The organism is Kribbella swartbergensis, assembly GCF_054784135.1.
This window is the reverse complement of the sequence record NZ_BAAGPM010000014.1, coordinates 392,977-418,779: the sequence shown is the minus strand read 5'-3', so window position 1 is coordinate 418,779 and position 25,803 is coordinate 392,977. Positions and strand designations below refer to the sequence as shown.

General features: G+C 69.2%; 33 protein-coding genes. 13 read left to right on the top strand and 20 right to left on the bottom strand.

All coding sequences use genetic code 11. The features are described 5' to 3' along the window. Nucleotides 1-10 precede the first annotated feature (10 nt). A complete protein-coding gene (gene lexA, locus ACYVOK_RS08910) occupies nt 11-661 on the top strand; it encodes a transcriptional repressor LexA (RefSeq protein WP_460661799.1) in 651 nt (216 codons plus the stop codon). A gap of 3 nt (nt 662-664) precedes the next feature. On the opposite strand, the gene ACYVOK_RS08905 is transcribed toward lexA, so the two are convergent. Beyond that, a complete protein-coding gene (locus ACYVOK_RS08905; RefSeq protein ID WP_460661798.1) occupies nt 665-1,015 on the bottom strand; it encodes an ArsR/SmtB family transcription factor in 351 nt (116 codons plus the stop codon). A gap of 99 nt (nt 1,016-1,114) precedes the next feature. Further along, nucleotides 1,115-2,296 (bottom strand): acyltransferase family protein, encoded by a 1,182-nt coding sequence (locus tag ACYVOK_RS08900; protein ID WP_460661797.1) that lies wholly within the window; start codon nt 2,294-2,296, stop codon nt 1,115-1,117. Between the two features lie 135 nt (nt 2,297-2,431). Here ACYVOK_RS08900 and ACYVOK_RS08895 point away from each other — a divergent pair, with 135 nt between their 5' ends. The 4 genes from ACYVOK_RS08895 to ACYVOK_RS08880 are packed head-to-tail and all read left to right on the top strand — an operon-like array spanning nt 2,432 to nt 4,745. Next, entirely contained in the window at nt 2,432-2,893 is a 462-nt protein-coding gene (locus ACYVOK_RS08895) for a GyrI-like domain-containing protein (protein ID WP_460661796.1), read from the top strand. A 23-nt stretch (nt 2,894-2,916) separates the two neighbouring features. Continuing rightward, entirely contained in the window at nt 2,917-3,825 is a 909-nt protein-coding gene (locus ACYVOK_RS08890) for a carbamate kinase (protein ID WP_460661795.1), read from the top strand. Between the two features lie 58 nt (nt 3,826-3,883). Next, a complete protein-coding gene (locus ACYVOK_RS08885) occupies nt 3,884-4,096 on the top strand; it encodes a DUF6458 family protein (protein WP_460661794.1) in 213 nt (70 codons plus the stop codon). Nucleotides 4,097-4,121: 25 nt separating this feature from the next. Further along, nucleotides 4,122-4,745: a CG0192-related protein gene (locus ACYVOK_RS08880; RefSeq protein WP_460661793.1), complete on the top strand. Its 624-nt coding sequence runs from the start codon at nt 4,122-4,124 to the stop codon at nt 4,743-4,745. Between the two features lie 44 nt (nt 4,746-4,789). Here ACYVOK_RS08880 and wrbA read toward each other — a convergent pair whose 3' ends face one another. Further along, nucleotides 4,790-5,398: an NAD(P)H:quinone oxidoreductase gene (wrbA, locus tag ACYVOK_RS08875; RefSeq protein ID WP_460661792.1), complete on the bottom strand. Its 609-nt coding sequence runs from the start codon at nt 5,396-5,398 to the stop codon at nt 4,790-4,792. Between the two features lie 14 nt (nt 5,399-5,412). Beyond that, nucleotides 5,413-5,850 carry a YybH family protein gene (locus tag ACYVOK_RS08870; RefSeq protein WP_460661791.1) on the bottom strand — a complete coding sequence of 146 codons (438 nt, stop codon included), beginning with the start codon at nt 5,848-5,850 and terminating at the stop codon, nt 5,413-5,415. 107 nt (nt 5,851-5,957) lie between these two features. On the opposite strand from ACYVOK_RS08870, the gene sigJ reads away from it, so the two are divergent. Both sigJ and ACYVOK_RS08860 read left to right on the top strand, forming a co-directional pair. Further along, on the top strand, nt 5,958-6,875 hold the full coding sequence (gene sigJ, locus ACYVOK_RS08865; protein ID WP_460661790.1) for an RNA polymerase sigma factor SigJ: 918 nt from the start codon (nt 5,958-5,960) through the stop codon (nt 6,873-6,875). Between the two features lie 66 nt (nt 6,876-6,941). Continuing rightward, nucleotides 6,942-7,166, top strand: a complete 225-nt coding sequence (locus ACYVOK_RS08860; protein WP_460661789.1) for a hypothetical protein — start codon at nt 6,942-6,944, stop codon at nt 7,164-7,166. A gap of 6 nt (nt 7,167-7,172) precedes the next feature. Here ACYVOK_RS08860 and ACYVOK_RS08855 read toward each other — a convergent pair whose 3' ends face one another. Together ACYVOK_RS08855 and ACYVOK_RS08850 are read right to left on the bottom strand one after the other, a co-directional pair. After that, nucleotides 7,173-7,571, bottom strand: a complete 399-nt coding sequence (locus ACYVOK_RS08855) for a hypothetical protein (RefSeq protein WP_460661788.1) — start codon at nt 7,569-7,571, stop codon at nt 7,173-7,175. Between the two features lie 44 nt (nt 7,572-7,615). Then, nucleotides 7,616-7,927: an STAS domain-containing protein gene (locus ACYVOK_RS08850; protein ID WP_460661787.1), complete on the bottom strand. Its 312-nt coding sequence runs from the start codon at nt 7,925-7,927 to the stop codon at nt 7,616-7,618. Nucleotides 7,928-8,124: 197 nt separating this feature from the next. Between ACYVOK_RS08850 and ACYVOK_RS08845 the strand changes: the two genes are divergently transcribed. From ACYVOK_RS08845 to ACYVOK_RS08830, 4 genes are all read left to right on the top strand, one after another. Next, nucleotides 8,125-8,826, top strand: coding sequence for a response regulator (locus tag ACYVOK_RS08845; protein ID WP_460661786.1), 702 nt, complete (start codon nt 8,125-8,127; stop codon nt 8,824-8,826). Continuing rightward, nucleotides 8,823-10,187, top strand: coding sequence for a HAMP domain-containing sensor histidine kinase (locus ACYVOK_RS08840; RefSeq protein ID WP_460661785.1), 1,365 nt, complete (start codon nt 8,823-8,825; stop codon nt 10,185-10,187). Before ACYVOK_RS08845 ends, ACYVOK_RS08840 begins: the two co-directional genes overlap by 4 nt. An 80-nt stretch (nt 10,188-10,267) precedes the next feature. Continuing rightward, on the top strand, nt 10,268-10,432 hold the full coding sequence (locus ACYVOK_RS08835; RefSeq protein WP_460661784.1) for a hypothetical protein: 165 nt from the start codon (nt 10,268-10,270) through the stop codon (nt 10,430-10,432). 788 nt (nt 10,433-11,220) lie between these two features. Next, nucleotides 11,221-11,709: a GerMN domain-containing protein gene (locus ACYVOK_RS08830; protein ID WP_460661783.1), complete on the top strand. Its 489-nt coding sequence runs from the start codon at nt 11,221-11,223 to the stop codon at nt 11,707-11,709. Between the two features lie 72 nt (nt 11,710-11,781). Here ACYVOK_RS08830 and ACYVOK_RS08825 read toward each other — a convergent pair whose 3' ends face one another. The 9 genes from ACYVOK_RS08825 to ACYVOK_RS08785 form a co-directional block, all read right to left on the bottom strand. Next, on the bottom strand, nt 11,782-13,257 hold the full coding sequence (locus ACYVOK_RS08825; protein ID WP_460661782.1) for a M81 family metallopeptidase: 1,476 nt from the start codon (nt 13,255-13,257) through the stop codon (nt 11,782-11,784). Between the two features lie 37 nt (nt 13,258-13,294). Next, nucleotides 13,295-13,903: a class I SAM-dependent methyltransferase gene (locus tag ACYVOK_RS08820; protein ID WP_460661781.1), complete on the bottom strand. Its 609-nt coding sequence runs from the start codon at nt 13,901-13,903 to the stop codon at nt 13,295-13,297. Next, nucleotides 13,900-14,550 carry a transglycosylase SLT domain-containing protein gene (locus ACYVOK_RS08815; RefSeq protein WP_460661780.1) on the bottom strand — a complete coding sequence of 217 codons (651 nt, stop codon included), beginning with the start codon at nt 14,548-14,550 and terminating at the stop codon, nt 13,900-13,902. The genes ACYVOK_RS08820 and ACYVOK_RS08815 overlap by 4 nt, the downstream gene beginning before the upstream one ends. Nucleotides 14,551-14,567: 17 nt before the next feature. Then, nucleotides 14,568-16,349, bottom strand: coding sequence for an ABC transporter ATP-binding protein (locus tag ACYVOK_RS08810; RefSeq protein WP_460661779.1), 1,782 nt, complete (start codon nt 16,347-16,349; stop codon nt 14,568-14,570). Further along, a complete protein-coding gene (locus ACYVOK_RS08805; protein WP_460661778.1) occupies nt 16,342-18,159 on the bottom strand; it encodes an ABC transporter ATP-binding protein in 1,818 nt (605 codons plus the stop codon). The genes ACYVOK_RS08810 and ACYVOK_RS08805 overlap by 8 nt, the downstream gene beginning before the upstream one ends. A gap of 44 nt (nt 18,160-18,203) precedes the next feature. Continuing rightward, entirely contained in the window at nt 18,204-18,548 is a 345-nt protein-coding gene (locus ACYVOK_RS08800; RefSeq protein ID WP_460661777.1) for a hypothetical protein, read from the bottom strand. Then, a complete protein-coding gene (locus tag ACYVOK_RS08795) occupies nt 18,548-18,766 on the bottom strand; it encodes a hypothetical protein (RefSeq protein WP_460661776.1) in 219 nt (72 codons plus the stop codon). Before ACYVOK_RS08795 ends, ACYVOK_RS08800 begins: the two co-directional genes overlap by 1 nt. 80 nt (nt 18,767-18,846) lie before the next feature. Next, on the bottom strand, nt 18,847-19,137 hold the full coding sequence (locus ACYVOK_RS08790) for a hypothetical protein (RefSeq protein WP_460661775.1): 291 nt from the start codon (nt 19,135-19,137) through the stop codon (nt 18,847-18,849). Nucleotides 19,138-19,185: 48 nt separating this feature from the next. After that, entirely contained in the window at nt 19,186-21,234 is a 2,049-nt protein-coding gene (locus ACYVOK_RS08785) for a HelD family protein (RefSeq protein WP_460661774.1), read from the bottom strand. 239 nt (nt 21,235-21,473) lie between these two features. Between ACYVOK_RS08785 and ACYVOK_RS08780 the strand changes: the two genes are divergently transcribed. Continuing rightward, nucleotides 21,474-21,947: an SRPBCC family protein gene (locus tag ACYVOK_RS08780; RefSeq protein WP_460661773.1), complete on the top strand. Its 474-nt coding sequence runs from the start codon at nt 21,474-21,476 to the stop codon at nt 21,945-21,947. Nucleotides 21,948-21,972: 25 nt separating this feature from the next. Further along, nucleotides 21,973-22,326 (top strand): hypothetical protein, encoded by a 354-nt coding sequence (locus tag ACYVOK_RS08775; RefSeq protein WP_460661772.1) that lies wholly within the window; start codon nt 21,973-21,975, stop codon nt 22,324-22,326. A gap of 3 nt (nt 22,327-22,329) precedes the next feature. Here the strand turns inward: ACYVOK_RS08775 and ACYVOK_RS08770 are convergent, their stop codons facing one another. The 5 genes from ACYVOK_RS08770 to ACYVOK_RS08750 form a co-directional block, all read right to left on the bottom strand. Then, nucleotides 22,330-22,500, bottom strand: a complete 171-nt coding sequence (locus ACYVOK_RS08770; RefSeq protein WP_460661771.1) for a hypothetical protein — start codon at nt 22,498-22,500, stop codon at nt 22,330-22,332. Nucleotides 22,501-22,643: 143 nt separating this feature from the next. Next, entirely contained in the window at nt 22,644-22,850 is a 207-nt protein-coding gene (locus ACYVOK_RS08765; protein ID WP_460661770.1) for a DUF3072 domain-containing protein, read from the bottom strand. A gap of 78 nt (nt 22,851-22,928) precedes the next feature. Then, a complete protein-coding gene (locus ACYVOK_RS08760) occupies nt 22,929-23,657 on the bottom strand; it encodes a GAF and ANTAR domain-containing protein (protein WP_460661769.1) in 729 nt (242 codons plus the stop codon). Nucleotides 23,658-23,671: 14 nt separating this feature from the next. Then, nucleotides 23,672-24,190 (bottom strand): DUF1360 domain-containing protein, encoded by a 519-nt coding sequence (locus tag ACYVOK_RS08755; RefSeq protein WP_460661768.1) that lies wholly within the window; start codon nt 24,188-24,190, stop codon nt 23,672-23,674. A gap of 13 nt (nt 24,191-24,203) precedes the next feature. Continuing rightward, nucleotides 24,204-25,787, bottom strand: coding sequence for an alpha-amylase family protein (locus ACYVOK_RS08750; protein ID WP_460661767.1), 1,584 nt, complete (start codon nt 25,785-25,787; stop codon nt 24,204-24,206). Nucleotides 25,788-25,803: the final 16 nt, after the last annotated feature.

The following is a 25,803-nucleotide window of genomic DNA, read 5'->3' as shown; positions in this document are numbered from 1 at the left end:
CATTCCGCGGGTGACTGATCTGGAGCTTTTCGGGGACCTGGACACGGCGGCGCTGCCGGAGCGGCAGCAGCGGATGCTGGTGGTGATCCGCGACTGGGTGGTCAGGTACGGCTATGCACCCAGCAGCCGGCAGATCGGTGACGCGGTCGGGCTGAAGTCGTCGTCATCGGTCTCGAAGCATCTGGCCAGCCTCGAGGAGAAGGGCTTCTTGCGGCGGAGCCCGTCGGTCTCCCGGCCCATCGACGTACGCATGTTCTTGCAGGACACACCCCGGGAGCAGGCCGAGGACTCGGTGCCAGTGCCGGTGGTCGGCGACATCGCGGCCGGTACGCCGATCGCCGCTGTCGAGCACGTGGACGACGTGATGCAGTTGCCGCGCGAGCTGACCGGTCGCGGGAACGTGTTCGGCCTGCGGGTCCGCGGTGAGTCGATGATCGACGCGGCCATCTGTGACGGCGACATCGTCGTGGTCCGGCAGCAGTCCGAGGCGCACTCCGGTCAGATCGTCGCCGCGATGATCGACGACGAGGCGACCGTGAAGGTGTACCGGCGGCGGAACGGGCACATGTACCTGGAGCCACGCAACCCGGCGTACGAGGTGATCGACGGCGACCACGCGGTCATCCTCGGCATCGTGGTGTCGGTGCTGCGAAGCGTCTGACGCTCAGGCCGAGTGGGTGTGGGCGCTGGGCAGGTCCCGGTCGAGGTGGTCGGCGTGGAAGAGGGCCTGGTCGAGCAGCCGCTTCACGTGATGGTCGGCCGCCGAGTAGTACACGAACGTGCCCTCGCGCCGGCCTTTCACCAGCCCGGCCAGCCGCAGCTTGGCCAGATGCTGGCTGACCGCGGCGGGGGCGGCGCCGGCCAGCTCGGCCAGGCACGCGACCGACGACTCCCCCTGCAGCAGCGCCCACAACACCTTGATGCGGGTCGGGTCGGAGAGCAGCCGGAAGGACTCGGCGGCCAGGTGCACCTGCTCGTCGTTCGGCATCTCGAAGTCTTCGATCGACGAATGCATGTCTCGCACTCTAGCTTCTGCCTGGGAGGTGGCGGTTGTCCGAGCGCAGCGCGGTGCTCGTCGGAGCCGGCCGCGAACGCGGTCCGCCTGCTCCCCGAGTCACTCTTCCTTCGATCGGTCCGGCCGCTGCTCGACTGGCACCCGCGGACGCTTGACACCGACGAGGACCGAGACGCCCGGGAGAATCGACAGCAGCCAGGCCAGTCCCGCTGATACCAGGAAGGCTGCAAGCACCAGTACGGCGTACTTCGCACCCAGGCCGGCGTCCCAGTCGACGACGTAGTACGCGATCAGCAGGATGATCGGCTGATGAACCAGGAAGAACGGCATCGCGGCGCGGGCGAGCGGTATCGGTAGCGGTCGCCCGAACGCACGCAGGCGCATGCCGCCACCCAGTACGGCGACCAGCCAGCCCCAGACGGCGAACGTGATCAGCATCGAGTACCAGACGTACGGCCAGGAGTAGCCGGGGTCCTCCCACCAGCCCTCGAGGAAGTCGATGATCCCGGTGACGATGCCGGTGACGAACGCACCGATGCCGAGAAGCAGGCCGGGTACGGCGTCCCGTCGGACCGCCGCGATCAGTCGACCGTCCGAAAGCACCAGGAACCCGACGACGAAGAAGTCGAAGAAGAACACGAACTCGCCCCAGCCGTGGTCCGGACCCGGGGCGGCCAGCAGCAGGAGATGCACCGGCACCAGCGGTACGGCGAGCCCCAGGATCGACCCCCGGGGCGTGCAGCGCCGCACGATCCAGTCGACCAGCCGCCGGCCGCTCGATCCGCGCAACCACACGAAGATCGGCAGACCGAGCAGCGCGAACTGCAGCAGATACACCAGGAACCACAGGTGGTAGGTGTCGCGTAACCACAGCGGCGCGTCACCACCCAGGTCGCTGAAGAACGTCCGCACGTCACCGAGGAAGGACGCGTCCGACCGGCCCTTGTGGTGCTCCTCCAGGAAGTACTGCGGCGGCGACAGCAGCACGTACGCGATCGCGAACGGCAGCAGCAACCGCAGCAGCCGTTCCTTCACGAACCCGCCCGCGGTCCGCCACCGCAACGCCAACCACGCGCCGGCTCCGGACAACAGGAAGAAGAACGCCAGTCCCCACAGTCCGAGGAACGCGATCCCGATCGAGATCGCCTCACTCCGCTCCGCGTTCTTCACGTGCCAGTCCGCGTCGTCGAACGGTCGCAGCGTGTGGAACACGAACACCCCGAACACCGCCAGCACCCGCAACCAGTCCAGGTACGAGAGCCGCCCCACCTGTTCGCCCATTCCGCAAGAATGACAGCCCCACGGTCCGGCTGGACTGCAACCAGCCCAGCGGAACTGTGGTCGAACTGCGCGCTCGCTGGACTGACGCGGAGCCTTCGGCGATCGTAATCTGAGCAGTGACCCTAGGGAGGAGACGTGCGCACCGACCATCCCGAATCGCGCACTGTGCACGAGCAACCGACCGCCGTGCTGCGTGCGACGCTGCACCGCGACGAGGTCCGAGCCTGGTTCCGTACGGCGTTCGACGTCGTCGCCGAATACCTGCGCCGTCACCGGATCCCGCCCTGCGGGTTCCCTTTCGCCCGGTACCACGTCCGGTCCGACGGGCTCTTCGAGGTCGAGGCCGGCTTCCCGGTGGCGGTGCGGATCAGCGGCGACCACCAGATCGTGCCGTCCAGCCTCCCCGGCGGGCACGTCGTGGTCGCGTGGCACGTCGGCACCTACGAGCAGCTGGGCGACGCGTACCGGGCGCTGGACGACTGGCTGAAGGCCGAGCGCGGAGCGCCCGCCGGCGATGCGTGGGAGGTCTACCACGATCCGCCGAACCGGACGCAGTGCTGGCGCACCGAGGTGATCCAGCCCTTCCGGCTGAACTGAGGGCTTCCGTGGCACCCTGAAGCATGCGGATCGTGATCGCGCTCGGGGGGAACGCGTTGCTTCGGCGCGGGGAGCGCCCCGATGCCGACGTCCAGATCGCCCACCTGGCCGCGGCCGCCCCGGGACTGGCCAAGGTCGCCGAGGAGAACGAAGTCGTCATCGTGCACGGCAACGGCCCGCAGGTGGGGCTGCTGGCGCTCGAAAGCTTCACCGACACGAGCCTGTCGAAGCCTTATCCACTCAGCGACCTCGTCGCCGAGACGCAGGGTGTGATCGGTTACTGGGTCCAGCAGGCGCTGACCAACGCCGGACTCGGCCGCCGAGCCGTCACGCTGGTGACCCAGACCGTCGTCGACGCGCATGACCCGGCCTTCAACGTCCCGACCAAGTACGTCGGATCGAGCTACCCGGAGGAACGTGCCCGCGAGCTGGCCCTCTCCTCCGGGTGGTCGGTGCGTCAGGACGGCACCGAGTGGCGACGTGTCGTCCCTTCGCCCGCACCCCAGCGGGTCCTCGAGCTGGATGCCGCCGAGCTCCTCCTGCGGAACGGCGTGACGGTCATCCTGGCCGGCGGAGGCGGGGTACCCGTCGTCGAAGGTCCGACCGGGTTGAGAGGTGTCGAGGCGGTGGTCGACAAGGATGCGACGGCCGCACTGATCGCGATCGAGCTCCGTGCGGACCTGCTCGTCATGCTGACCGACGTATCCGCTGTCTACCTCGACTACGGCGCGCCGGCACAGCGGCCGCTGGGGCAGGTCGACCCGCGGACGATTGCCTCCCTCAACCTTCCGCCCGGCTCGATGGGGCCGAAGATCACCGCCGCCCGGCACTTCGTGGAGTCCACCGGAGGGCGGGCCGCCATCGGCTCACTGGACGACACCACCGCGGTCGTGGCGGGTACCGCCGGCACCCAGGTCGGGTTTGTGGGTTGACGGCCCGGGTACCCGTTGAGTGCACGCAGTCGACGGGGATGAGCGTGAGGAGTTCGTCGTGGGTATCGGTGTGTCCGTGTTTCTGCTCGCCGTCGGTGGGATTCTGGCGTTCGCGGTGTCGGACCGGTTGTCCGGTGTCGACCTGACCGCGGTCGGTTACATCCTGATGGGTGCCGGTGCGCTGGGCCTGGTGATCGCGCTGTTCATGATCAGCCAGCGCTCGCACACCACGCACCGGGAAGTCCGGGAGCACCGTCACTTCGAGGAGTGAGTGCCACGTTGCCTACGATGCGCGCATGGCACTCATCCACAAGGCGACCCTCCGGCCGACCAAGCTCGAACTCCTGACCGACTGGCTGCCCAGCCGCGGCTGGTACGACGGGCCGACGGGTGAGATCGAGCGCGTGGCGGCGTACCGCTTCGACGACCCGGCCGGCGCCGTCGGGCTCGAGACCATGCTGATCCGCGTCGGCGACGGGCCGGCGTACCAGGTGCCGCTCACCTACCGTGAGGCGCCGCTCACCGGAGCGGACGAGTACCTGTTGGGGACCGCCGACCACTCGGTTCTCGGTAAGCGCTGGATCTACGACGGCATCGGCGACCCGGTGTACGTCGCCGCACTTGCCGAGTCGATCCTCGCGAACACCGGACAGGCCGAGCAGTTCACCCAGATCGACGACCGCCTGGAACCCCGCGAACTCGACATGTCCATCTCGAGCAACGTCTCGGACAGCACCAAGCCCGACCCAGGGGCGATCCAGAAGGTCACCGACACAGACCCGGCCGTCATCGTCACGGACACCGTCGAACTGACGCTGGTACGCCGCCTGGACACCACCCCAGCCCTCCCGGGCGCGATCCTCAGCGGATCCTGGCCAGGTGGCGAAGGGGCACTCGCCTCGGCAACCCTGCGCCGGTGAGGGCTTGATCGCCTCTCACCGGCTAGTTGCCTCCTTCAACCGTTCTACGCGGCGCGTCCTCGTTTGATGGCTTGCGCCGCGTCCACGACTCGGCGGCCTTGGAAGCGGGCGGATTCGAGGGCCACGTCACCCGGGGCGCCCTGGCCGGAGACGTGGGAGGTGCCGTAGGGGTTGCCGGACTGGTACTGGATCGGGTCGGCGTAGCCGGGTGGCACGATGATGCCGCCCCAGTGGTAGAAGACGTTGCTCAGGGCAAGAATGGTCGACTCCTGGCCGCCGTGCGCCGTACCGCTGGCGGTGAACGCGGAGTACACCTTGTCGACCAGCCGGCCCTGCTGCCACAGCGGACCCGTCGAGTCGATGAACGACTTCAGCTGACCGGCCGGCGTACCGAAGCGGGTCGGCGTACCGAACAGCACCGCATCGGCCCACGCCAGGTCGTCGAGCGTGGCCTCGGGCACGTCCGCGGTGTCACGGAGGTGCTGTTCCCAGTCCGGATTGCCGGCGATCGCCGTCTCCGGTGCGAGCTCGCGGACCTTGCGCAGCCGCACCGTGGCGCCGGCCTTCTCGGCGCCTTCCGCCACGGCCCGCGCCAGCGTGTGCACGGTCCCGGTCGCGCTGTAATAGATGACGGCAACGTTCACAGGTTCCACAGCGGTGTTCTCCATCAGGGCTCGAGGTCCAGGATCGAACGGCCGGTCGCGAAGTCGGTCGGCACCGAGACGTGGTCGTGGGCGACCAGCCAGGTGCCGTCGATCCGCCGGAAGCACGCGGTCCACCGGAGCCAGTACTCGTTCGTGGTCCCGTTGGCCGTCGTGCCGCGGATCCGGTACAGGTTGCGGACGACACCGAGGTCACCGTCGACGATCACCTCGAGATCGCGGCTCTCGTACTGGATGTCCTGGTACGTCGTGAACACGTCGACCCAGTTGTTCCACTTCGCCTCCGCACCGCGATGGTGCAACGGGGGCACGATGTCGAACGACACCAGGTCGGGGGCGTAGATCGTCTTCACGGTGTCGAGGTCCTTCGCCTGCACCGCGGCGACCAGAATCCCGACGCGCTGCCGGATGTCCTGCTCGTCGGTTGCGTGGTGTGTGGTCATGATCGGTACGACGAAACAGCCGCCCCTACTGTGAGGACCTCACAGTTCGGTACGGCGTTTCGTCGTACTGGTGAACGGGAGCGCCGACGAAGGGAACCGTGGACACCATGACCGGATCACGAGACGACCGGCTCGATCCGGGCCTGACCGCGATCATGAGCGAGCGGCGGCAGCTGATCAACCTCGCTTACCGGATGCTCGGTTCGCTCGCCGACGCGGAGGACGTGGTCCAGGAGACCTACACCCGGTGGTACGCGATGTCGCGGGCGGAGCAGGAGGCGATCGAGTCCCCCGGCGGCTGGCTCACCAAGGTGGCCAGCCGGATCTGCCTCGACCTGCTCGGGTCCGCCCGGGCCCGCCGCGAGAGGTACGTCGGCGAATGGATCCCAGAGCCGCTGCCCGACGGCGCCGAGTGGCGGTCGGCCGGCGACCCGGCCGACCCCGCCGACCGGGTCACGCTGGACGAGTCGGTGAACATGGCGTTCCTGGTCGTCCTCGAGTCGATGACACCGGCCGAGCGGGTCGCGTTCATCCTGCACGACGTCTTCCGGTACCCGTTCCCGGAGGTCGCCGAGATCGTCGGCCGCTCCCCCGCCGCCTGCCGCCAGCTCGCGACGTCGGCCCGGCGCCGGCTCGCCGCGTCCCGGTCGCAGCCGACGCCTACGGCGCAGACCGCCGGCGTCGTCCGGGACTTCAAGCAGGCCTGGCAGGCCAAGGACATCCAGGCCCTGATCAACCTGCTCGATCCGGAGGCCGTGGCCATCGGCGACGGAGGCGGCGTGGTCAGCGCCGAGCTCCACCCGGTCGCCGGCGGTGAGCGGGTGGCTCGCTACTTCGCCGCCCTGGCGGACCGCGGCACCGGCCTGACCCTGCTCGAACGCACCGTGAACGGCCAGCCTGGCCTCGTCATCCAGGAGAACGGCGTCACCGTCACGGTGATGGCGTTCGACATCGACGGCGACCGCATCAAGCACATCTGGGCGGTCCGCAACCCGGAGAAACTCCGGCCGTGGATCGCTGACTGAACCCGGGCCGGGTCGGGGTATTTGTAACGGCAGGCCGGGGTTTGTCGATGTGGGGGGTAGACATCGGTGTTCCGAGCAGCAGCGCCGACGGTTCAGTTCGGCCTGTCGGAGGCCCAGATGATGTGCGACACGACGCAGCGCCTGCTTGCGTTGCTCCGGTTGCTGGAGCGTGCTCCCGCGCAGTTCGGGGCGCTCGGCGACGACGCCGTACTCGACGCATGGTTCGGCCCGCGCTCACCGGTCTTTCCGCAGACCTCCCAGACGGAAGCGCCCGCGCCGCTACCGCTGTGATCCCCGTCACTCGGCCGGGTGCCGGGTGCTGGGAACGATGTCGGCAGCCACGTCCAGGGCGATCAGTGCTCGGCGGAGTGCCTCCAAGCTCGGCTGGTCGGCGGTCGGTGGGCCGAAGAGGCACACCACGGTGCGGCCGTCGGCGGTGAGTCCTGCGCGCTCGATCTTGCCCTCGTCGTCGTACAGGAGTTGCCAGCCCTCTTCCTCGAGGTGGCTCCGCGCGCGGTGCCAGTCGGCGGTGTGCAGCGACAGGCCGCCTCCCGGGGCTGGGATGTCGTGGTCCGGAGCAGGCGTGACGAGGTAGCCCGTCCCGGTGCGCGGGTCCAGGTACGCCGTATGCGTCGCGAACTCGACGACCGTCACGTCGACGTACTCCCGCCACTCGTCGTGTCCGGTCTGGTTCACCGCCGCCCGCCTCGACCACTCGTCACACTTCCCCCACCGTTGTGTCACGCCGCCTCGACCTCGAAGACCTGGTCGAGTCCGGTCCGGCGCAGTACGTCGGTCATCTTGCGGTTGGCGTGCCGGATCACCACACCGCCACCGCGTCGGCGGCACACCCGGTGTGTGTCCAGCAGCGCGGCCAGCAGCGTCGACGAGATCTGCCCGATCTCCGACACGTCGACGACCACCAGGCAGGCACCCTCCATCACCAGTTCGCGCAATTGCCAGCGCAGCGCCGGCAGGCCGCCGTCCAGGTCGCTGTCGGACAGCGTCACGATGGCCTTCTGCGGAAGCGGACTGTGGGTGGTGTCGCTCATTCGAGCGCCCCTTCCGTGGACGGTACGGGCTGGTGACACCACTCTCCGGCCTGGAGTTTGAGATCCGCCGTACCCCTTCTTGACGATCGGATGACGACACCGCCGGCGGCCGTCCGGTCGCCGCTGCTGACTTTACGATCGGATGACATGCCGCCCCAGGCGGTCACAGACCGCGGCCGGATTGTCAGGATGTGATGATGCCGATGCAGGTCTTGGTCGTGGAGGACGACGATCGAATCCGGGAGGTACTGCGCCTCGCCCTCGAGGACGAGGGGTACCGGGTCGCCGAGGCGGCCGACACCCCCTCGGCACTCGAACAGGTCCGCGCCGCGATGCCGGACCTGATGATGGTGGACCTGATGCTCGGCGAGGTCGACGGGTACACCTGCATCCGCGAGGTACGCCGGCTCAGCGACATCCCGATCGTGGTCGTCAGCGCCCGCTCCGACACCCACGACATCGTCGCCGGCCTCGAGGCCGGTGCCGACGATTACGTCACCAAACCCTTCCAGATCAAGGAGATCACCGCCCGGCTGCGGGCGCTGCGCCGGCGCCTGCGCACCAGCGCCGACGCCGCCGAACCCGACATCGTGCTGGACTCCGACCCGCAGCGCAGCCTGGTGCTGTCCACCTCGCGCGGCACGGTGATGCTCGACGGCCAGGACGTCAACCTGACCGTCACCGAGTACCGCCTGCTGGCCGAACTGGCGAAGCCGCCGGGCCGCGTGCTCAGCCGTCCCGCATTGCTGGCGTCGGTGTGGGAGCACGGGTACTACGGCGACGAGCGGATCGTCGACGTGCACATCAGGCGGTTGCGCACCAAGATCGAGCGCGATCCCGGCCGGCCGCAACTCGTCATGACCGTGCGAGGGATGGGCTACCGGCTGGACCCGCGATGAAGGTCGGCGCCCGTACCCTCGGCCTGCGGCACCGGCTGGTGCTGGCGTTCAGCCTGGTCGCGCTGCTGGTGTCGGCGGTGTTCGCCGTCAGCACGTATCTGCTGGCCCGCGGCTATCTGCTGGCTCAGCGCGAACGTGTCGTCCAGCACCAGACGTTCGAGGACGCCGCGTTCGTCCAGCGCCGGTTGCGGAGTTCCGGTGCCGACGTCTCCGCCGTACTGACCGCCGCGGGGACGCCGGCCGGTCACACGATCATCCTGAAGTGGCGGGGCCAGTGGTACGCGTCCGCGCTCGACGAAGGGCGGGACGCCGTACCGGCCGGGGTGCGGGAGCAGGTCGCGGACGGGCGGGCCGCCGGGCAACGGTTCCGGTCGAGCGACGGGCCGGCGTTGGTCGTCGGCGTACCGGTTCCGGCGGTGGAGGCCGAGTTCTACGAGATCGCACCGCTGACCGAACTCGACGGGAACCTTCGGTTGCTCAGCGGGATTCTGATCGGCGGCGCGTTGCTCGCCACCGCGGCCGGCGCCGCTCTCGGTGCCTGGGCCAGCAGGTCGGTCGTCACGCCGCTCAACCGCGTCGCCGTCACGGCCGCGTCGATCGCGGGTGGCGACCTCGACACCCGGCTGCCGGCGACGGACGACCCTGAGCTCGCGACGATCGTGGGCTCGTTCAACAGCATGGTCGACACGCTCCAGCAGCGGATCAACCGCGATGCCCGCCTGGCCGCCGACGTCAGTCACGAGCTCCGCTCCCCCTTGACCACCCTCGTCGGCAGCGTCGACCTGCTCAACGCTCGTCGCGACGAGCTGCCGGAGCGATCCCGACGAGCGCTCGACCTCGTGACGGCTGACCTGCAACGATTCCGGCGGCTGTTGGACGATCTGCTGGAGTTGGCTCGGTCCGACGGCGGGCTGGATCGGCGGCCGAGTTCCAGACTCGAGCTCGGGTCACTGATCCGGCAGGTGCTGGGTGAGGTCGGCCGCGATCCGTCGATCCTGAGCGGCGCGGAGGATGTCGCCGTACTGGCTGACAAGACACGGCTCGGGCGGATGTTCCGCAACCTGTTCGAGAACGCGGAAACCCACGGCGGCGGACTCACCGGCGTGGAAATCACCCGATCCGGATCGGACGTGCTGGTGCTGGTCAACGACTCCGGCCCCGGGATTCCGCCGCACGACCGCGAGCGGGTGTTCGAGCGGTTCGCCACCGGAGCCACCAAACGCGGCTCGTCCTCAGGCACCGGACTCGGGCTCGCCTTGGTCGCCGAAACAGCCGCCGCCCACGGCGGCGCCGTCTGGTGCTCCACCTCCCCCACCGGCGGCGCCCAATTCGTCCTCCGCCTCCCCAAGGCAACCCCATGAGCCCGCGCACCGCTCCACCCGCCCCCGTACACGTGCCGGTGGGTGCGGAGTTTCGTCGTACGGCGGCCCGAGGTGTCCTGGTGAGAGCGCTGGCCGGCGTCAGTTGCCGTACACGTGCCGGTGGGGGCGGAGTCCGTCGTACGGCGCCCCGAGGCGTCCTGGTGAAGCGCTGGCCGGCGTCAGTCGGCGTACACGTGCCGGTGGGGGCGGAGTCCGTCGTACGGCGCCCCGAGGCGTCCTGGTGAGAGCGCTAGCCGGCTGCAGTCGCCGTACACGTGCCGGTGCCGGCGGAGTTCGTCGTACGCCGCCCCGAGGCGCCCTGGTGAAAGCGCCGGCCGGCGTCAGTCGGCGTACACGTGCTGGTGCGGGCGGGGTTCCTCGTACGGCGACCGGAGGCGCCCTAGTGAGAGCCTTGGCCGACGGCATTCGGCATACACGTGCCGGTGGGTGCGCAATCCGTCGTACGGCGGCCCCAGGCGTCCTGGTGAGAGCGCTGGCCGACGGCATTCGCCGTACACGTGCCGGCGGGGGCGGAGTTCGCAGTACGGCGGCCCGAGGTGTCCTGGTGAGAGCGCTGGCTGGCGTCAGTCGCCGTACACGTGCCGGTGCCGGCGGAGTTCGTCGTACGGCGACCGGAGGCGCCCTAGTGAGAGCCTTGGCCGACGGCATTCGGCATACACGTGCCGGTGGGTGCGCAATCCGTCGTACGGCGGCCCCAGGCGTCCTGGTGAGAGCGCTGGCCGGCGTCAGTCGGCATACACGTGCTGGTGCGTGCGGAGTTCGTCGTACGGCGACCCGAGGCGTTCTGGTGAGAGCGCTGGCCGGCGTCGGTCGGCGTACACGTGCTGGTGGGGGCGGAGTTCGCAGTACGGCGGCCCGAGGTGTCCTGGTGAGAGCGCTGGCCGGCGTCGGTCGGCGTACATGTGCAATCCGTCGTGCGGCGGGGGGAGGCGGTCTCGGGAGGGTGTTGGTCGGGGTGGTGGTCGGTGTGCTCGTGGTGGTGGGGTGTGGGGTGCCGTTGCAGGATGAGCCGGTGCCGATTGAACCTCAGGCGATTCCGTCGCGGTTGCAGTCCCCCGGCGTACCGACTGCCGCGCCTTCTGCCGCGAGCGCCGACGTGCAGGTGAACTTCGTCCGCAACGACCGGCTCGTCCCCGTGACACGAGAGGTGACCGGCCCCGACCTCCTGGACGGTGTGATCCAGGCATTGACGGCCGGGCCGACCGGAACCGAGCAGGCGGCCGGCATCACGTCTGCACTGCCTCCTGGACTCGCGCTGAGCGTCGTGGAAGTCCAGAGCACCCGCGTCGTGCTGCAACTCTCCGGCGAGACCGACGGCCGCTCGGCGACCGAGAATGTCCTCGCGGTCGGACAAATCGTCCTGTCCGTCACCGCGCTGCGGACCGTCGAAGAGGTGACGTTCTGGCGGGACGGCGCCCCGGTCGAGGCTCTGCTCGCCGACGGCGCCCTCACCACCGACCCCCTCACCGCAGCCGACTACGAAGCCCTCCGCTCCCCCTGACCCAACACCACGCCGGGCCGCAGGGCAGGCAACTAGATCCCATTACCTGTTCAAGCCTCCCCGGCTGGGCGGCTACAAGAGTTCGGGGGTGAGGGTTGGGCTGGGCATGGTGGGGTCGAAGGGATACATCGGGCGGACGATGTTGTGGTGCCCGAGGCTGAGGAGGTCCTGGTTGACGCCGCCGGGGGTGAGGGCGAGGAGCCAGTCGGCGGCCATCGCGTACAGCTCTGGTTCGAGGTAGCCGATCTTGACGATGACGAGGTCGGCGTCGCGGGGTGACAGGTTGAGGGCGGTGAAGTCGGACTCCAGGTGGTACGGCTTGCGGCGGGTGGTGACGATGACGTGCAGGCCACCGACAGCTAGTACGACGGCCCCCTCCGCCGCATCGATCGCGGTGACCCGGGCGGTGAGCGGCACAGGACCGCAGGGGCCGGAGTCGATCTTGCCGCCGACCTCGACACTGACCGTCGCGCCGACGCCGGCGGCTTGCGCGGTCGCGGTCACCTCAGGGTCGACGATCGCGGCGTAGATCGTCGTCAAGTCGGACTCGGTGATGGCCGGAGTCCGCAGCAACGTGTCCAGCGTCCACGACGTGTCTCCTGCACCGCCCGCGGTCGGGTTGTCACCGGAGTCGCTGATGAAGAACGGCCGCGCAGTGCTCGCGACCGCGCGCTCGACACACTCCTGCAGCGGCCCGGTCGGCGCGACGAACTCGAACTTGTCGTGCGCCTCCCAATACGCCTCCGCGAGCCGCTTGGCCTGCGCCGTGATCACGTCGGAGTCGTCACCGGTCACGACGACCGCCGCTTGACACCGCGGCTCGTCCGCCCACGCGTATCCGACCCAGATCGCCGCATCGAGTACGCCGTCCATCGCCTCGACCTCGTCGACCATCGCATAGATGCTCTTGGCCGGCTCGATCCGAGTGCTCGTCTTCTCGCCCGGCAGCAGCACCGGCACCTGCACCCACGCCTTCTCGGGCCGGCCACCGGACCGCAGTCGCGCGACCAGGTTCCGCGCCGCGCGTTCCCGGGTGTCCCATGCGTCGGTGTGCGGCGCCTTGCGGTAGCACGTGATCAGGTCGAGCGTCTCGGCAAGCGGGCGCGACACGTTCCCGTGCAGGTCCATCGAAGCCGACAACAGCACGTCCGGACCGACGATCTCCCGGATCCCGCCGACGAACTCGGCCTCGATGTCGGTCCGTCCGAGCACGCTCATCGCGCCGTGGAAGTCGACGAACACTCCGTCCAGCGATCCCGCGGTACGCAGCAACTCGTAGATCTCACTGGACAGCTGCTCGTACGTCTCCTCCGTGACCGGCCCACCCGGGACGGCCACCGCGTGCAGCAGCGGCACCCACTCGACACCCTCGGTCAACTCCGAGCCGGGCGTCAGGAAGTCGTACCGCGCCAGCAGGTCCGCGCCCCGGGTCACCCGGAAGTCGTCCAGGGTGCTCCGGTGCGGCGAGAACGTACTCGACTCGATCGCGATCCCGGTGATGCCGATCCGCAACGGCTTCGGCGTGGTGGTGCGAGGGGATGAGGTCACCGCGCTGCCCTTCTCGTGTCAGTGGTTGCGGAAAACCCTATCCCGAAGGCCGCCGGGCGCGAACGAAGGCAAGGAGGGGACCGTGGCCGCCGGTCTCGACGATGTGGAAGCCCGCCTCGATCGCGAGCCGGCGCAGGTCCACGTGCTCCGCGCCGTGACCGGTCAACACGTTGATCGCGAGTCGCGACAGCTTGCCGGTCGGCGAACGGAGATCCGCGACCAGTAGCCGACCGCCGGGCTTGAGCACCCGGTACATCTCGGCGAAGGCCCGGCCGCGATCCGCGGCCGGGAGGTGGTGGACGGCCAGGCAGGACACCACCGCGTCGTACGGCGCGTCGTCGTACGGCAACTGCTCGGCGCCGGTCTCCCGGAATGTCGCGTTCGGCGGCGCATGAGCAGCGGCGTAGGCGACGACCGCCGGGCAGGGATCGATCCCCTCGACCCGGCCGTCCGGCCCGACCGCCCGAGCCACCCGCCCGCTCAGATAGCCGGTGCCGCAGCCGACGTCGAGCACGCGGTCTCCCGGGCGTACGTCGCTCCGCCGCACCAGACCGTCGTACACCCGCCGCCGTTGACCCGCGAACCCGATGACGGAGGAGAGCTCGTACCATCGCGGGTTCTCGACGTGCATGTGCTGGTGGTTCACTTCCGAACCGCCTTCCCGGATCTGTCCCAGTTCTCCCGCAGGCGATCGAGGTAGGACTGCGCCTGCGGGCCGGGCTTCACGCCCCGGGCGAAGGCCCGCATGTTGCCTCCGCCGGCGTTGTAGCCCAAGGCAAGTAACTCGTCCTCGGTGAGCTTGCCGGTGCGCTTGTCGGGCAGCCGCTTCGCGAGGTCGTGCAGGTGCCAGGCCGCGGCCTGGATCGCCAGCGTCGGGTCGTCGGGAAGTTCCTCCCACCTCCGTCCGGCGAACGGGCGGCCGCGCTTGGTGTCGTCGAAGGCGGGCCGATGCATGTTCGCGATGCCGAAGGCCGGATCGGAGTCGATCTTCGCCCACGAGCGCTCCAGCTCGGGGTCGTGCGGCTTGTACGACTCGTTGTACAAGATTGCCATCAGCAACTGCGGCCGGATACCGGCCTGGGTGGCGTACTTCCGCACCTGTACGGCGAACTTCGCCGGGTCGTAGTCCTCGTACCAAGGCTTGGGCGCCGTCGGCGTGCTGACGGCGGAAGGCTTCACCGTCGGGGTCGCACTCGGTGTGTTCGCCGCATCGGGCTTGTCGTCGCCGCATTGCGCGGCCACCCCGCCGACGGCGACGGCTCCGATCGCGACCCACGCCCACTGCTTCGCCACAGTCCCAACCTAGAGCATCAGCGGTAAGCCCTGGCCTGCAACTCGAACAGCTCCGCGTAGCGGCCACCCGCCGCGACGAGCTCCTCATGGCTGCCGACCTCCTCGACCCGCCCGTGGTGCATGACGACGATGAGGTCAGCCATCCGCACGGTCGAGAAGCGGTGGGAAACCAGGACGGTGATACCGCCGGTCTCGTCGGCCGCGATCCTGGCGGCCGCGGCGTACTGCTCGTACAACCGGTGCTCGGCCTCCGGATCCAGCGCCGCGGTCGGCTCGTCGAGCAGCAACAGCAGCGGACGTTCGCGCATGAACGCCCGCGCCAGCGCCAGCCGCTGCCACTGGCCGCCGGACAACTCGACCCCGTCGGTGAACTTCCTGCCCAGCTGCGTGTCCAGCCCGCGTGGCAGCCCGGCGACTACCGACTCCGCGTCACCTCGCGCGACGGCCGCGAGTACGGCGCCCTCGTCGGACTCCCGTCGTACGTCGCCCACCGCCACGACCTCACGCGCGGTCCACTCGAACTTCACGAAGTCCTGGAACCCGGCCGACAGTTGCGACCGCCAGGAGTCCGGCGAGATCGTCGCCAGGTCCACCCCGTCGACCAGGATCCGTCCGCTCGTCGGGTCGTACATCCGCGCCAGCAGCTTGACCAGCGTGGTCTTGCCGGCACCGTTCTCCCCCACCAGCGCGATCGCCGAGCCGGCTGGCAGCATCAGGTTCACGTCGGACAGTACGGCGGAATCCGTGCCAGGGTAGGCGAATCCGACGTTTCGCAACTCGATGCCCGACGTGAGGCGCGCCGGCGCCGGGTCCACACTTGTCCGCCACGCGTTGTCCTTCGCGTACTCCCGCAGCCAGTCGTACCGGCTGAAGCTCCGCACGACCTCGCCGATCCAGTACACGTTGCGCGCGATCCCGCCGGTCATCTGATCCACCTGCGGCGCCAGCAACAACACCAGCACCACGTCACCGGCCGTCTGCTGTCCGTTCCGCGCCCGGGTGATCACCCACACGACAGCCAGGGCGTACACGAGCCCGAACACCAGTCGCACCGACCCGTCGACCTTGCCGCCCCAGCGAGCCGCGGCGACGCGGCGACGGAATCGTTCGGTCTGCAGCGCGAAGATCTTGTCGAGCAGCACCCTCCCGAGCCCGAACACGCGCACCTCGAGCCCCGTCCGAGCGTCCTTCGACACCTCGATCAGCTTGTCGACCAATCGCTCCTGGGGCAGCGAGTCCTCGTAGGCCTTGTGCGACCGCACGCTGCTCAGGTATGCCGACCAGATCCGAGTCGCACCCAGCAACGGCAGCAGCAACAGCAGTGGATGAACGGACCCCAGCAATCCGAGCACGGTCACCGTGTTGGCGACCGTCGCGAACGCCCACAGCAGCACCTCGGCGCCGACTCCCATCCGCCAGGCGCGTTCGCGGACCAACTCGAGTCGGTCGGCGATATCGGGCCGCTCGTGGTGCGTCAGACCGGGGATACCGGTCGTGACATCGAGCAGGTCGGCGTGCACGCGGCCGGCCATGCGCTCCTGAGCCGTGTCCTGCAGCGGCCAGCCGATGGCGTCGGCGACGAACGACACGGCCAGCCCGCCGACGATGATGCCGATGCCGAGCGCGATCGTGTCCGACCGGTCGTCCGCGAGCCCTTCGACGAGCAGGCTCACGCCGTACGTCTGCGCCGGTGCCGTGATCGCCCGCGCTGCGACGAGCACGGTCGAGATCGCCATCAGCAGCGGCGCGGCGCGGAACGACGTGGCCAGCCACAGCCAGGCAATCCGGAGACTACGCATCGAGGGCCTCCGGGCTCTCCGTCGAGGTCACGTACCTTTCGGCCTGCAGCCTGAACATGGCGGCATAGGTTCCGCCCTCGGCGAGCAGCTGATCGTGCGTGCCGTCCTCCACGATCCGCCCGTCGGCGAGCACACAGATGCGATCGGCGTTGCGAACCACCGAGAACCGGTGCGAGATGATCAACGACGCCACGCCGGAGGTCAGCTCGAGATAGCGCTCGACCAACTCGGCCTCGGCCCGCACGTCCAGCGCCGCGGCCGGTTCGTCCAGCACCAGCACGCCGGCCCCGGCATGTACGGCGAACAACGCCCGGGCCAACGCGATCCGCTGCCACTCCCCGCCCGACAGGTCGACACCGCCGTCGAACGTCTTGTCCAGCACGGTGTCCCAGCCCTCCGGCAGCCCACGAACCACCCCGTCGATCCCGGACTCCCGGGCCACCTTCGCTAGCGCGACCTCGTCGTCGGCACGCTCGACCGCACCGAACACCACGTTGTCGGTCACGGACAGCGGGAACCGCAGGAAGTCCTGCACGATCGCGGCGATCCGGCGTTGCCAGGCGGCCAGATCGAGGTCGGCCAGATCGACGCCGTCGACCGTGATCCGCCCTTCGGTCGGTCTGTACGCGCCCCCGAGAAGCTTCACCAGCGTGGACTTCCCGGCCCCGTTGACGCCGACCAGCGCGAGCGCCTCGCGCGCGTGGATCGTGAGGTCGAGGTTGCGCAGCACGTCGACGTCGGAGCCGGGATACCGGAAGCTGACGTTCTCGAATCGCACCTCGCGGGCCGGCATCGTCTCCACCCGGTGCCGGGTCGCCGCGACCGGCTCGGGATGTCGCTCGGCGATCGTGCCCGGCAGTTCCTTCATCGCCCGGTACGCCGACAGGCCGCGCTTCACCTGGACGACGCCGTACCCGTTCATCGAGACGCCGATCGACAGGATCGCCGGGACCGTGGTGGCGACCTCGGTCAGCGGCAGGTCACCGCCGAGGGCGGCGCGGCCGGCGAGCAGGATCGCGAGTCCGTTCGCGGCCAGGTGCAGGCCGCCGGCCAGGACGGTCCACTTCACGTTCCGGCGGCGCCGCGCCCAGACCGGGCGGAAGCCCGCGGTCCATTCGCGGACGTACCGGTCGACCAGCCACCCGTGCAGACCGAAGACCCTCAGTTCCTTCGGTGCATCGCGCATGCCGAGGTCGAACAGGTAACTCGCCCGCCGCTGCTCCTCGGTGTTGCCCCACCAGACGTCGATCTCGCGCTCGATCAGGCGGCCGCCGTACCACTCCAGGAGCAAGGTCACCGCGACCAGCATCGCCGCGACCGGCCAGGAGAACATCACCCCGACGATGACTCCGGAACCGATCAGCGTGACCCGGCTCGCCACCAGCCAGGGTAGATTCCCCAGCCCTTCGGCGAGATGGAATCCGCTCTTGCCCTTCGCGCGCTCCTGGACGTCCAGCACTTCGGTGTCCTCGAGGTGCGTGACTCTGCGCGGACGCAGCAACGGCTCGGTGATGTCCGTGCCGATCGCGCGGACCAGTGCGGCGTCCATGATCTGCGACGCCACCTGATGGATCGCCGGCGTCAGGCTCTGCAGGACGAACACGACCAGCAGCGCGGCGAGCAGCCAACCGAACCCGCCGGCCGACATCGCGCCCGGGGCATCGTCGATCACACCTGGTACGGCGCCGACGACCTGACCGGTCAGCAAAGTGACCGCCATACCCAGCACCGAACCGAGTACGGCGAGAGCCATCGTCACAGCAGTGCTACCAGGTGAGACTCGAAGCGCATACCGGAGCAGAGTCACCATTCAATTGACCGTAACGACCCCCACCGACAAAAACATCTGAGTTTTCAGGGCGTGCGTAAGACGGTGAGCGCGATGAGTACGGCGACCAGCAGCAGAGCAGCGCACAACGCGAGGCCGAGCGCGTAGCCGTCGTTGAGTGGGGACGCTTCGTTGGCCGCGGTACCGAGGGCGGCGAGCCCGACCGAGGCGCCGAGCTCACGTGAACTGTTGAGCAGTCCGGACGCCGTACCGGACTCGTGCGGAGCGACACCGACGGTGGCGGTGGCGACGACCGGTCCGAGGCACAGCCCGAAGCCGACGCTCGCGACGATCGACGGTCCCAGAACATCGGTGAGGAACGAGCCGTCGGAGCTGATCTGGCTGAACCACGCGAACCCGGCAGCCGTCATCAACCCGCCGAGGTCATCCCGGCAGTCGCGAGGACAGCACCCACCACATCGGGTCGACCGTCGCGGGTGGTCGCCGGGTCGGCGGCGATGCCGCGCACAGCCAAGGCCAGTGCGACAGCAGCCATCGGAACGCTGATGAACATCACCCATCGCCAGCCGAGGTACTGCGTGAGCAGCCCGCCCGCGAGCACGCCGAGCGCACCGCCGGCCGCGTTCATCGCACTCCACACCCCGAAGGCCCGGATGCGCGGCCTGCCCGCCGGGAAAGCTCGCCGTTAGTACCGCGAGCGCTGTGCACCTAGGCCGAGGTCGTCCAGGTCTTTCGCCGGAACACCCCGTCCCACTCGACGGTGACCCGGTCGACCGTGTTCGGCTCCGGGATGTTGACGGTGACCGTCTCGTACGGACCGATCTCACCGGGCCGGGTCGCGACCCGTGCGGGCGTGATCCCCTCCGTCCAGCGGCGACCGCCGATCTCGCCTTCGAACGTGACCTGCACCCGCCGCGCCTGCTTCCCGCTGATGTTGGTCAACGCCCAGTCCCCCGGCCCGTTCACTGTCCTGACCACTTTCCAGTCCTCGTCAGTCATCTCTCCACCTTCTCGCGGAGCGGGGGCATCGGGCCGCTGCCGTACTGATCACGCGGTGGTCAGTGCCGGCGGGAGCGGTTTCTCGTGGATGATCTGGAGGCGGCTGACGGCTCGGGTCAGTACGACGTACAGGCGGTGGAGGCCGCGGGGTTCGGCAGCGACGATGCGGGCCGGCTCCGCGACCACGACCACGTCGAACTCGAGGCCCTTGGCGAGCGTGGCCGGGACGCACACCAGTCTGGTGGTGTCCATCTCGTCCTCGGTCTCACCGAGCAGAGCCGGCTCGAGACCAGCGGCGGCGAGTGCGTCACGCAGGTCTGAGACCTGGTCGTCGGCAGCGATCACCGCAACCGAACCCTCACCGGCCAGAGCGTTCCGGCACGAAGCGACCACCGCGTCCGGCAGAGAGTCCGTCGCCACGATGCTCAGCGCATCGGCCACCGACCGGACCCCGCGCGGCACACTGAGGGTGGGCGCGATCTCGGGCAACAGCCTCGCCGCGAAGTCGATGATCTGATCCGGCACCCGGAATCCGCGGTCCAGTTCGGCCACGACACCGTCGGACTTGTCCAGGTGGCCGAGCACGCGATCCCAGGAACCCGCGGCCCACGGCGTCGTCGCCTGCGCCAGGTCGCCGAGGACCGTCGCCGAGCCGGTCCGGCAGCGCCGCCCCAGCGCACGCAGCTGCATCGCGGACAGGTCCTGTGCCTCGTCCAGCACGAGATGACCGAGGGATCCGGTCCGGCGTTCGATCAGGTCGTCCAGCTCGTCGAGCAGGACCGCGTCGGCCGCCGACCACTTCGCCGACTTCCACGAGCGCGGAGCCTTGGGCCAGAGCAACGCGGCCTGTTCTTCCTTCGTCAGCTCGTCGCCGGCCGACGAGGCCAGGAAGTCCGGGTCAGAGAAGAGCCGGTGCAGCACCTGCTCCGGCGTGACGCGCGGCCAGACCGAGTCGACCACTTCCTTGACCGGCTTCGAGCGGGCCACGGCGTTCTGGACCCGGTCGTCCGGCGACTCACCACGCCGTTCCATCAGAACCAGGACGGCGTGCGCGATCCGCTGCGCCAGCGCGTTCCGCCCCGCGGCGTACCGGGTCGACCCGCGCAGCGCGGAGACGATGTCCACGAGCTCGTAGTCGTGCACGCGGTACCGCTGGGAACCCTTGCTGTAAAGCAGTCCGTCGGCCGGCGTACCGACGTACGACCACAGAGCCCGCTGCAGTACGGCGGCCATCCGGGCGTCACCCTTGACCCGGGCGGCCTCCGGCTCGTCCGAGGCGGGGGCGGGCAGGGTGATCAGTTCGTCGATGGTGATCTGGCGTACGTCGACCTCGCCGAGCGCGGGCAGGACCTTGCGGATGTAGGAGAGGAACGACCGGTTCGGCCCGACGATCACGACGCCACCGCGGCTGAGTCGTTCGCGCTCGGTGTAGAGCAGGTACGCGACCCGGTGCAGGCCGACGGCCGTCTTACCGGTCCCGGGCGCACCCTGAACGCAGACGGTCGGCTGCAGCGGTGCGCGGACCAGGTCGTCCTGTTCGGGCTGGATCGTGGCGACGATGTCGCGCATCGGCCCGGTGCGCGGGCGTTCGATCTCGGCCCGCAGGAACGCGTCGGCCTGATCCGCGGCCGCGGACCCGACCAGCGGCTCGTCCTCGAAGCCGGTCAACTCGGCGGTGTCGGAGAAGCCGTAGCGGCGCCGCATCAGCACGCGTTGCCGGTCGCTGCGGGTCGCCCGGTAGAACGGCACCGACACCGGCGCCCGCCAGTCGATCACCAGCGGCACGCCGTTGCCGTCGTGCACGTGCCGGCGACCGATGTAGATCCGGTCGAGCTCGTCGATGGTCCCGGCCTCGTAGTCGAGCCGGCCGAAGAACAGCGGTACGTCGGGCATGTCGACCAGAGCCAGCGTCCGCTCCCGGTGCGCACGCTCGTTGGCCTCGTTGGTGAAGCGCTCGTCGTTGTCCTCACCGCCGATCATCGGGACCTCGCGGATCTCGACGTCGCGGTGCATCCTGGCCAGTGCGGCCCGCGCCTCGGTCAGGAAGGCACGCTCGGCGTCGAGTTCGGCAGGGGCGATCGCAGGTTCGGACGTCATGGGAGCCTCGACTCGTGGTCAGCGGAATCAACGGACTGGCGGCAATCGACAGGGTCCCGCCCCGGAAAGACATCCGGTTCGTTGCGATCCTTCACGCAGTGCAAGAAGCCACCGGAAAAGACAGGCCGAGGACGTTACCAGCGCCCTCGTCACCCCGCCACCGAATTACCGCCCGCCGTTTCCGGGCAGGGCGGCTGGGCACCGGGACCGGGATCCGGAACTGAGGAGGGCGACCGCAGATGGGACACCATGAAGCGTCGACGATCGTGGACGTCGCGCCGAACATCCTCTTCGACTACCTGTCCGACCTCGAGCACCTGCCCGACTACCTGCCCCGGCTGAGCGACGTACACCGCACCGGGCCACAGCCGGACGAAGCGCAGGGGATGGAGGTACGGCGACCACACCAGCCGGTGCACGAAGAGGTCGAGGTGACCGCCGAAGTGCCCGCCGACGGACAGTCCGAACGGACCGTGCGCAGCGAGGCCTGGATCGAGGTCGTCGAGGAGAACCGCAGGCTGCGCTGGGGCGCGCCCGGGGAACACGGCTACCACGGCGAACTGGACGTCGACTTCGTTGCCGACGGCACCTCGCGGCTGACCGTCCGGCTGGACACCGAGCACTCCGCCGGCCAGGCGATCGACGACGAACTGAACCGTGCCCTGGAAGGCATCAAGACCACGGTCGAGCACACACCGTCACCCGGCGCCTGAACACAGCGAGGAGGTTGCGCAGACCATGACCGTGAAGCTGAACAAGACCGCGTTCGAGCACGCGAAGGACCTCGTCCGCAAAGGGCAGACCGCGATGGACGAGCGGGACGACTGGAGCGAGCACGCGCCGACCGCGGACCAGGAGAACGCATACCTCGACAAGCACGGCTGGCGCGAGTACGGCCAGTGGTACCTCGGCATCGACACCGACATGGACGAGGAGACGAAGGGCCACTACAAGTTCCCGTACGGCGACTTCCGCCGCGTCCATCGATGCGGTGTGATCAGCGCCGAGTCCCGCGCCGCACAGAACGACTACGACGACATCACCAAGGCCGTCGAGGAACTCCACAGACTCCTCGACGGTGAGCACGCCTGAGTACTACGGTTCGACCGCCTCGGCCCGGTTCTCCGCGTCGCGCTCGGCGGCGCGGCCGGTGTCGTGCGACCTCGGGGATCTCGGGGCCGGGCAGACAGGCCCACGCCGTACCGGTCCCCCACCGAGTCGCCGGCTCTTCCACTGCTTCTCGTCGTAGTCGTAATACGTATCCACACCACCGACTGTCATCGTTCCTCCAGTCAGGCCGAACCACCCTTCGGCTGCTGACTTCCCAACAGTCCGGCGCGTCGGAGTCTGCCAGTTACGCCCGTACCGCACTAGTCCTGTGGCCGCATCAACCGGATTGCGAACTCCGTTCAGCCTGACTGTCCGGTACCGCGGCCGGTGCGCTGCTGCAACTCGTCGATCAACTGCGACGCCTCTGCCTTGCTGAGATTCTGCGGAACCTCGACCCCGGCCTCCTGCGCCAGCGTGCCCAGGTAGGAGGCCTGCGGCCCGGTCATCGGCTCGTCACCAGTGGTCCACTCCTGCGGGTCCTTCTCCGGGACAGGTTGCACGTCCATGACAGGCACCTCCGAACATACGATCGATTACTGATCGTCCGGTACCCGCCGGCGTGGTTCCTAACCCCGGCGGCCGACTCAGCGCGGCAGACGGCGGGTGTCGATCAACTGCTGGGCGACGTCACGGAGCTTGGTGTTGGTGTCCTGGGAGTAGCGCTTGAGGATCGCGAACGCGCGGTCGCCGTCCACGCCGTACCGCTCCATCAGGATGCCCATCGCCTGGCCGACCAGTTTCCGGGCGTCGACGGCCTGCGCCATGGTCGCCTCGTTCCGGGCCGTCGCGACCGCGACCGAGGCATGCCTGGCGAGGATGTGCGCGATCGCCACGTCGTCGACGCTGAACGCGTCCGGCTCCATGCTGTACAGCCCCATCACACCGACGGTGCCGGTCGATGTGGTCAGCGGTACGTCGAGCACGCTCCGAACGCCGAGCGACAGCACCTTGGCCGACCAGTCCGGCCACCGCTGCTCGGTCGCGGTGTCCCTGATCAGCAGGGTCTCGCGGCTGCGCATGACCTCGACCAGCGGCCCGTCGCCACCGGCCATCTGCCACTCGTAGATCTCGGTCACCATCGGCTCGGTCGTCGCCGGGACCTCGGGCCGGCCGCGCACCGCCAAGGCGACGCCCGCATGGGAACAGTTCAGCGCCTGCAACGCGAACTGCACGACCGCCTCCACGGTTTCCGCCACCCCGGCCGAGTCGTGCAACTCGAGGGCGAGCTGCGCGAACCGGTCAGCCGTCGAAGCCTGATCAGGGGCTAGCTCAACGGGACTGTCGTCCCCGCCGATCTGCTCCAGGTCTGCCATGAACCCATCATGCCTCACGCCTTGTCCTCCGCAGCCTGCTGCATCCGCGCATACAGCAACTGCAGATAGTCGGCACCGGTCACCGCGGTGAACGTCGACGCCACCACCCGGGTGACGCCGGGCGCGAAGAGCAATCCGAGCGTGAACGCGGTCGCGACCCACATCGACAGGCAGAACGGGCAGGTCAGCAATTCCCCGATCGCATGACGGAACTGGCTGTCCTTGCGTACCTCCTCCATCACCTCGCCCGGACCGCCCTCTCCGCGGTAGCGCGTGAACGGGGCCCGCACCGGGCTCGTGACGGCGTCCTTCGTGACCAGCCGCGCCAGCTTGTGGGTGGCCGCCGTCATCAGCAGCAGGTCGTACGGCGAGATCCGCCGGCTCCGCGTGCCCCACAGCGCCGCTGCCGCACCGGCCACGCCGGCGACGCCGCTGAACAGCATCATCAACACGGCGTAACCACCCAGCGGCCGATCGGCCCCCTGACGGTACTCGTCCGCCTCCGACCGCACCGTCTCGGTCAGCTTGCTCATCGGATCACCTCGTTCACTCGGTCCCGCTCAGGCGCAGCCAGCGGTACCCGTACCCAGCGAGCCGCACCGAGTCACGGGTCGCCCGGTCGTAGGCGCCGTCGGCGAGCAGATCGGCCGCCACGTCGTAGCGGAGGCGCACGTCCACCTCGTCCGGGGACAGATTCGCCAGCATCAGTACGGCGCCCTCGTCGCGGTGATGCAACAGGCCGAGGACAGCGCGCGACTCGAACGTGATCGCCTCACAGCGCCGGGTCGGCAGTTCGCCCAGTTCGCGGCGACGGTGCACGAGTTGCGAAACCCGGCTGAGCAGCGATCCGGGCTGCAGTTCTTGGTCGGCGACGTTCACCTTGGTGGCGGCGTACGCGCCCTGCAGGATCGGTGCGGGCTCGACGACGGCGGCGCCGCTGAATCCGGCGTTCGTGCCGGCCGACCACTGCATCGGCGTCCGGACCGCGGCGCGGTCGGGAAGTGAGAGGTCGTCGCCCATCCCGATCTCCTCGCCGTACCGGACCACCGGGACCCCTGGCAGCGACTGCAGGACCGCGTGGGCCATCGCGACCCGGCGTTCGTCACCGAGCATCGGTGCGAGCCGGCGGCGGATGCCGCGTCCGAAGGCCTGCATCTCCTCGGCCGGCGCGAACGCCGCCACGACCTCCTCCCGCTCGGCCTGGGTCAGCCGTTCCAGATCGAGTTCGTCGTGGTTGCGCAGCCAGTTGACGTAGGTGCAGCCGTCCGGCGGCCCGGGTTGCTGGCGCAGCGCCCGCACCACCGGCTCCGCGTCGCAGCGCGCCATCGCGGGGAACAGCAGGTTGTTCATCCAGAAGTTCAGTACGGCGTGCAGCCGGTCGCCGTCACCGAAGTAGTCGCGGTACGCGTCCGGCGGTGCGTCCACCTCACCGATCAGCGGCGCCCCGTCGGCCGCGGCGCACAGTTCGGTGAGGAACCAGTAGCCCCGGTCCCGGTCGTCGGTGAGCGCAGCCTGCCGCACCATGTACGGGACCGCGTCCACCCGGAAGCCGTCCACGCCACGGTCGATCCAGTGCCGGACGATCCCGGCGATCTCTTCGCGCACCGCGGGATGCCCGACGTCCAGGTCCGGCTCGTGCCGGTAGAACGCGTGACGGTAGTACTTCCCGGCCCGTTCGTCGTACGCCCAGATCGAGTCCTCCACACCGGGGAACATCGGCGCCCGCACGGCCGGGTCCTCGCGCGGCTCGGTCGCCCAGACGTAGTAGTCGTGGTACGGCGAACCGGCGTCCTCCCGCGCCGCCCGGAACCAGGGGTGATCGACGGACGTGTGCTGGACGACGAGTTCGACCATGACCCGCAGGTCGAGGGTGTGGCAGCGCTCCACGAGACGCTCGAAGTCCGCCATCGTGCCGAACCGCGCGGACACGTCTCGGTGGTCGACGACGTCGTACCCTCCGTCGCGGTACGGCGAGACGTAGAACGGCTGCAGCCAGATCGTGTCCGCGCCGAGTGCGCGGATGTGGTCGAGCCGACGGACCACACCTTCGAGATCGCCCAGGCCGTCTCCGTCGGTGTCGAAGAACGTCGCCGGGTCCAGCTGGTACAGGACTCGTCCGTCGAGCCTCACAGCGCCTGCCAGGTCA

Bases quoted from the DNA above. Each gene is read 5' to 3' on its own strand.
- ACYVOK_RS08905 (WP_460661798.1), bottom strand. From the start codon at position 1,015: ATGCATTCGTCGATCGAAGACTTCGAGATGCCGAACGACGAGCAGGTG.
- ACYVOK_RS08900 (WP_460661797.1), bottom strand. From the start codon at position 2,296: ATGGGCGAACAGGTGGGGCGGCTCTCGTACCTGGACTGGTTGCGGGTG.
- ACYVOK_RS08890 (WP_460661795.1), top strand. From the start codon at position 2,917: ATGCGGATCGTGATCGCGCTCGGGGGGAACGCGTTGCTTCGGCGCGGG.
- ACYVOK_RS08880 (WP_460661793.1), top strand. From the start codon at position 4,122: ATGGCACTCATCCACAAGGCGACCCTCCGGCCGACCAAGCTCGAACTC.
- ACYVOK_RS08870 (WP_460661791.1), bottom strand. From the start codon at position 5,850: ATGACCACACACCACGCAACCGACGAGCAGGACATCCGGCAGCGCGTC.
- sigJ (WP_460661790.1), top strand. From the start codon at position 5,958: ATGACCGGATCACGAGACGACCGGCTCGATCCGGGCCTGACCGCGATC.
- ACYVOK_RS08850 (WP_460661787.1), bottom strand. From the start codon at position 7,927: ATGAGCGACACCACCCACAGTCCGCTTCCGCAGAAGGCCATCGTGACG.
- ACYVOK_RS08845 (WP_460661786.1), top strand. From the start codon at position 8,125: ATGCCGATGCAGGTCTTGGTCGTGGAGGACGACGATCGAATCCGGGAG.
- ACYVOK_RS08840 (WP_460661785.1), top strand. From the start codon at position 8,823: ATGAAGGTCGGCGCCCGTACCCTCGGCCTGCGGCACCGGCTGGTGCTG.
- ACYVOK_RS08810 (WP_460661779.1), bottom strand. From the start codon at position 16,349: ATGCGTAGTCTCCGGATTGCCTGGCTGTGGCTGGCCACGTCGTTCCGC.
- ACYVOK_RS08805 (WP_460661778.1), bottom strand. From the start codon at position 18,159: ATGGTGACTCTGCTCCGGTATGCGCTTCGAGTCTCACCTGGTAGCACT.
- ACYVOK_RS08800 (WP_460661777.1), bottom strand. From the start codon at position 18,548: ATGACGGCTGCCGGGTTCGCGTGGTTCAGCCAGATCAGCTCCGACGGC.
- ACYVOK_RS08795 (WP_460661776.1), bottom strand. From the start codon at position 18,766: ATGAACGCGGCCGGCGGTGCGCTCGGCGTGCTCGCGGGCGGGCTGCTC.
- ACYVOK_RS08790 (WP_460661775.1), bottom strand. From the start codon at position 19,137: ATGACTGACGAGGACTGGAAAGTGGTCAGGACAGTGAACGGGCCGGGG.
- ACYVOK_RS08785 (WP_460661774.1), bottom strand. From the start codon at position 21,234: ATGACGTCCGAACCTGCGATCGCCCCTGCCGAACTCGACGCCGAGCGT.
- ACYVOK_RS08780 (WP_460661773.1), top strand. From the start codon at position 21,474: ATGGGACACCATGAAGCGTCGACGATCGTGGACGTCGCGCCGAACATC.
- ACYVOK_RS08775 (WP_460661772.1), top strand. From the start codon at position 21,973: ATGACCGTGAAGCTGAACAAGACCGCGTTCGAGCACGCGAAGGACCTC.
- ACYVOK_RS08765 (WP_460661770.1), bottom strand. From the start codon at position 22,850: ATGGACGTGCAACCTGTCCCGGAGAAGGACCCGCAGGAGTGGACCACT.
- ACYVOK_RS08760 (WP_460661769.1), bottom strand. From the start codon at position 23,657: ATGGCAGACCTGGAGCAGATCGGCGGGGACGACAGTCCCGTTGAGCTA.
- ACYVOK_RS08755 (WP_460661768.1), bottom strand. From the start codon at position 24,190: ATGAGCAAGCTGACCGAGACGGTGCGGTCGGAGGCGGACGAGTACCGT.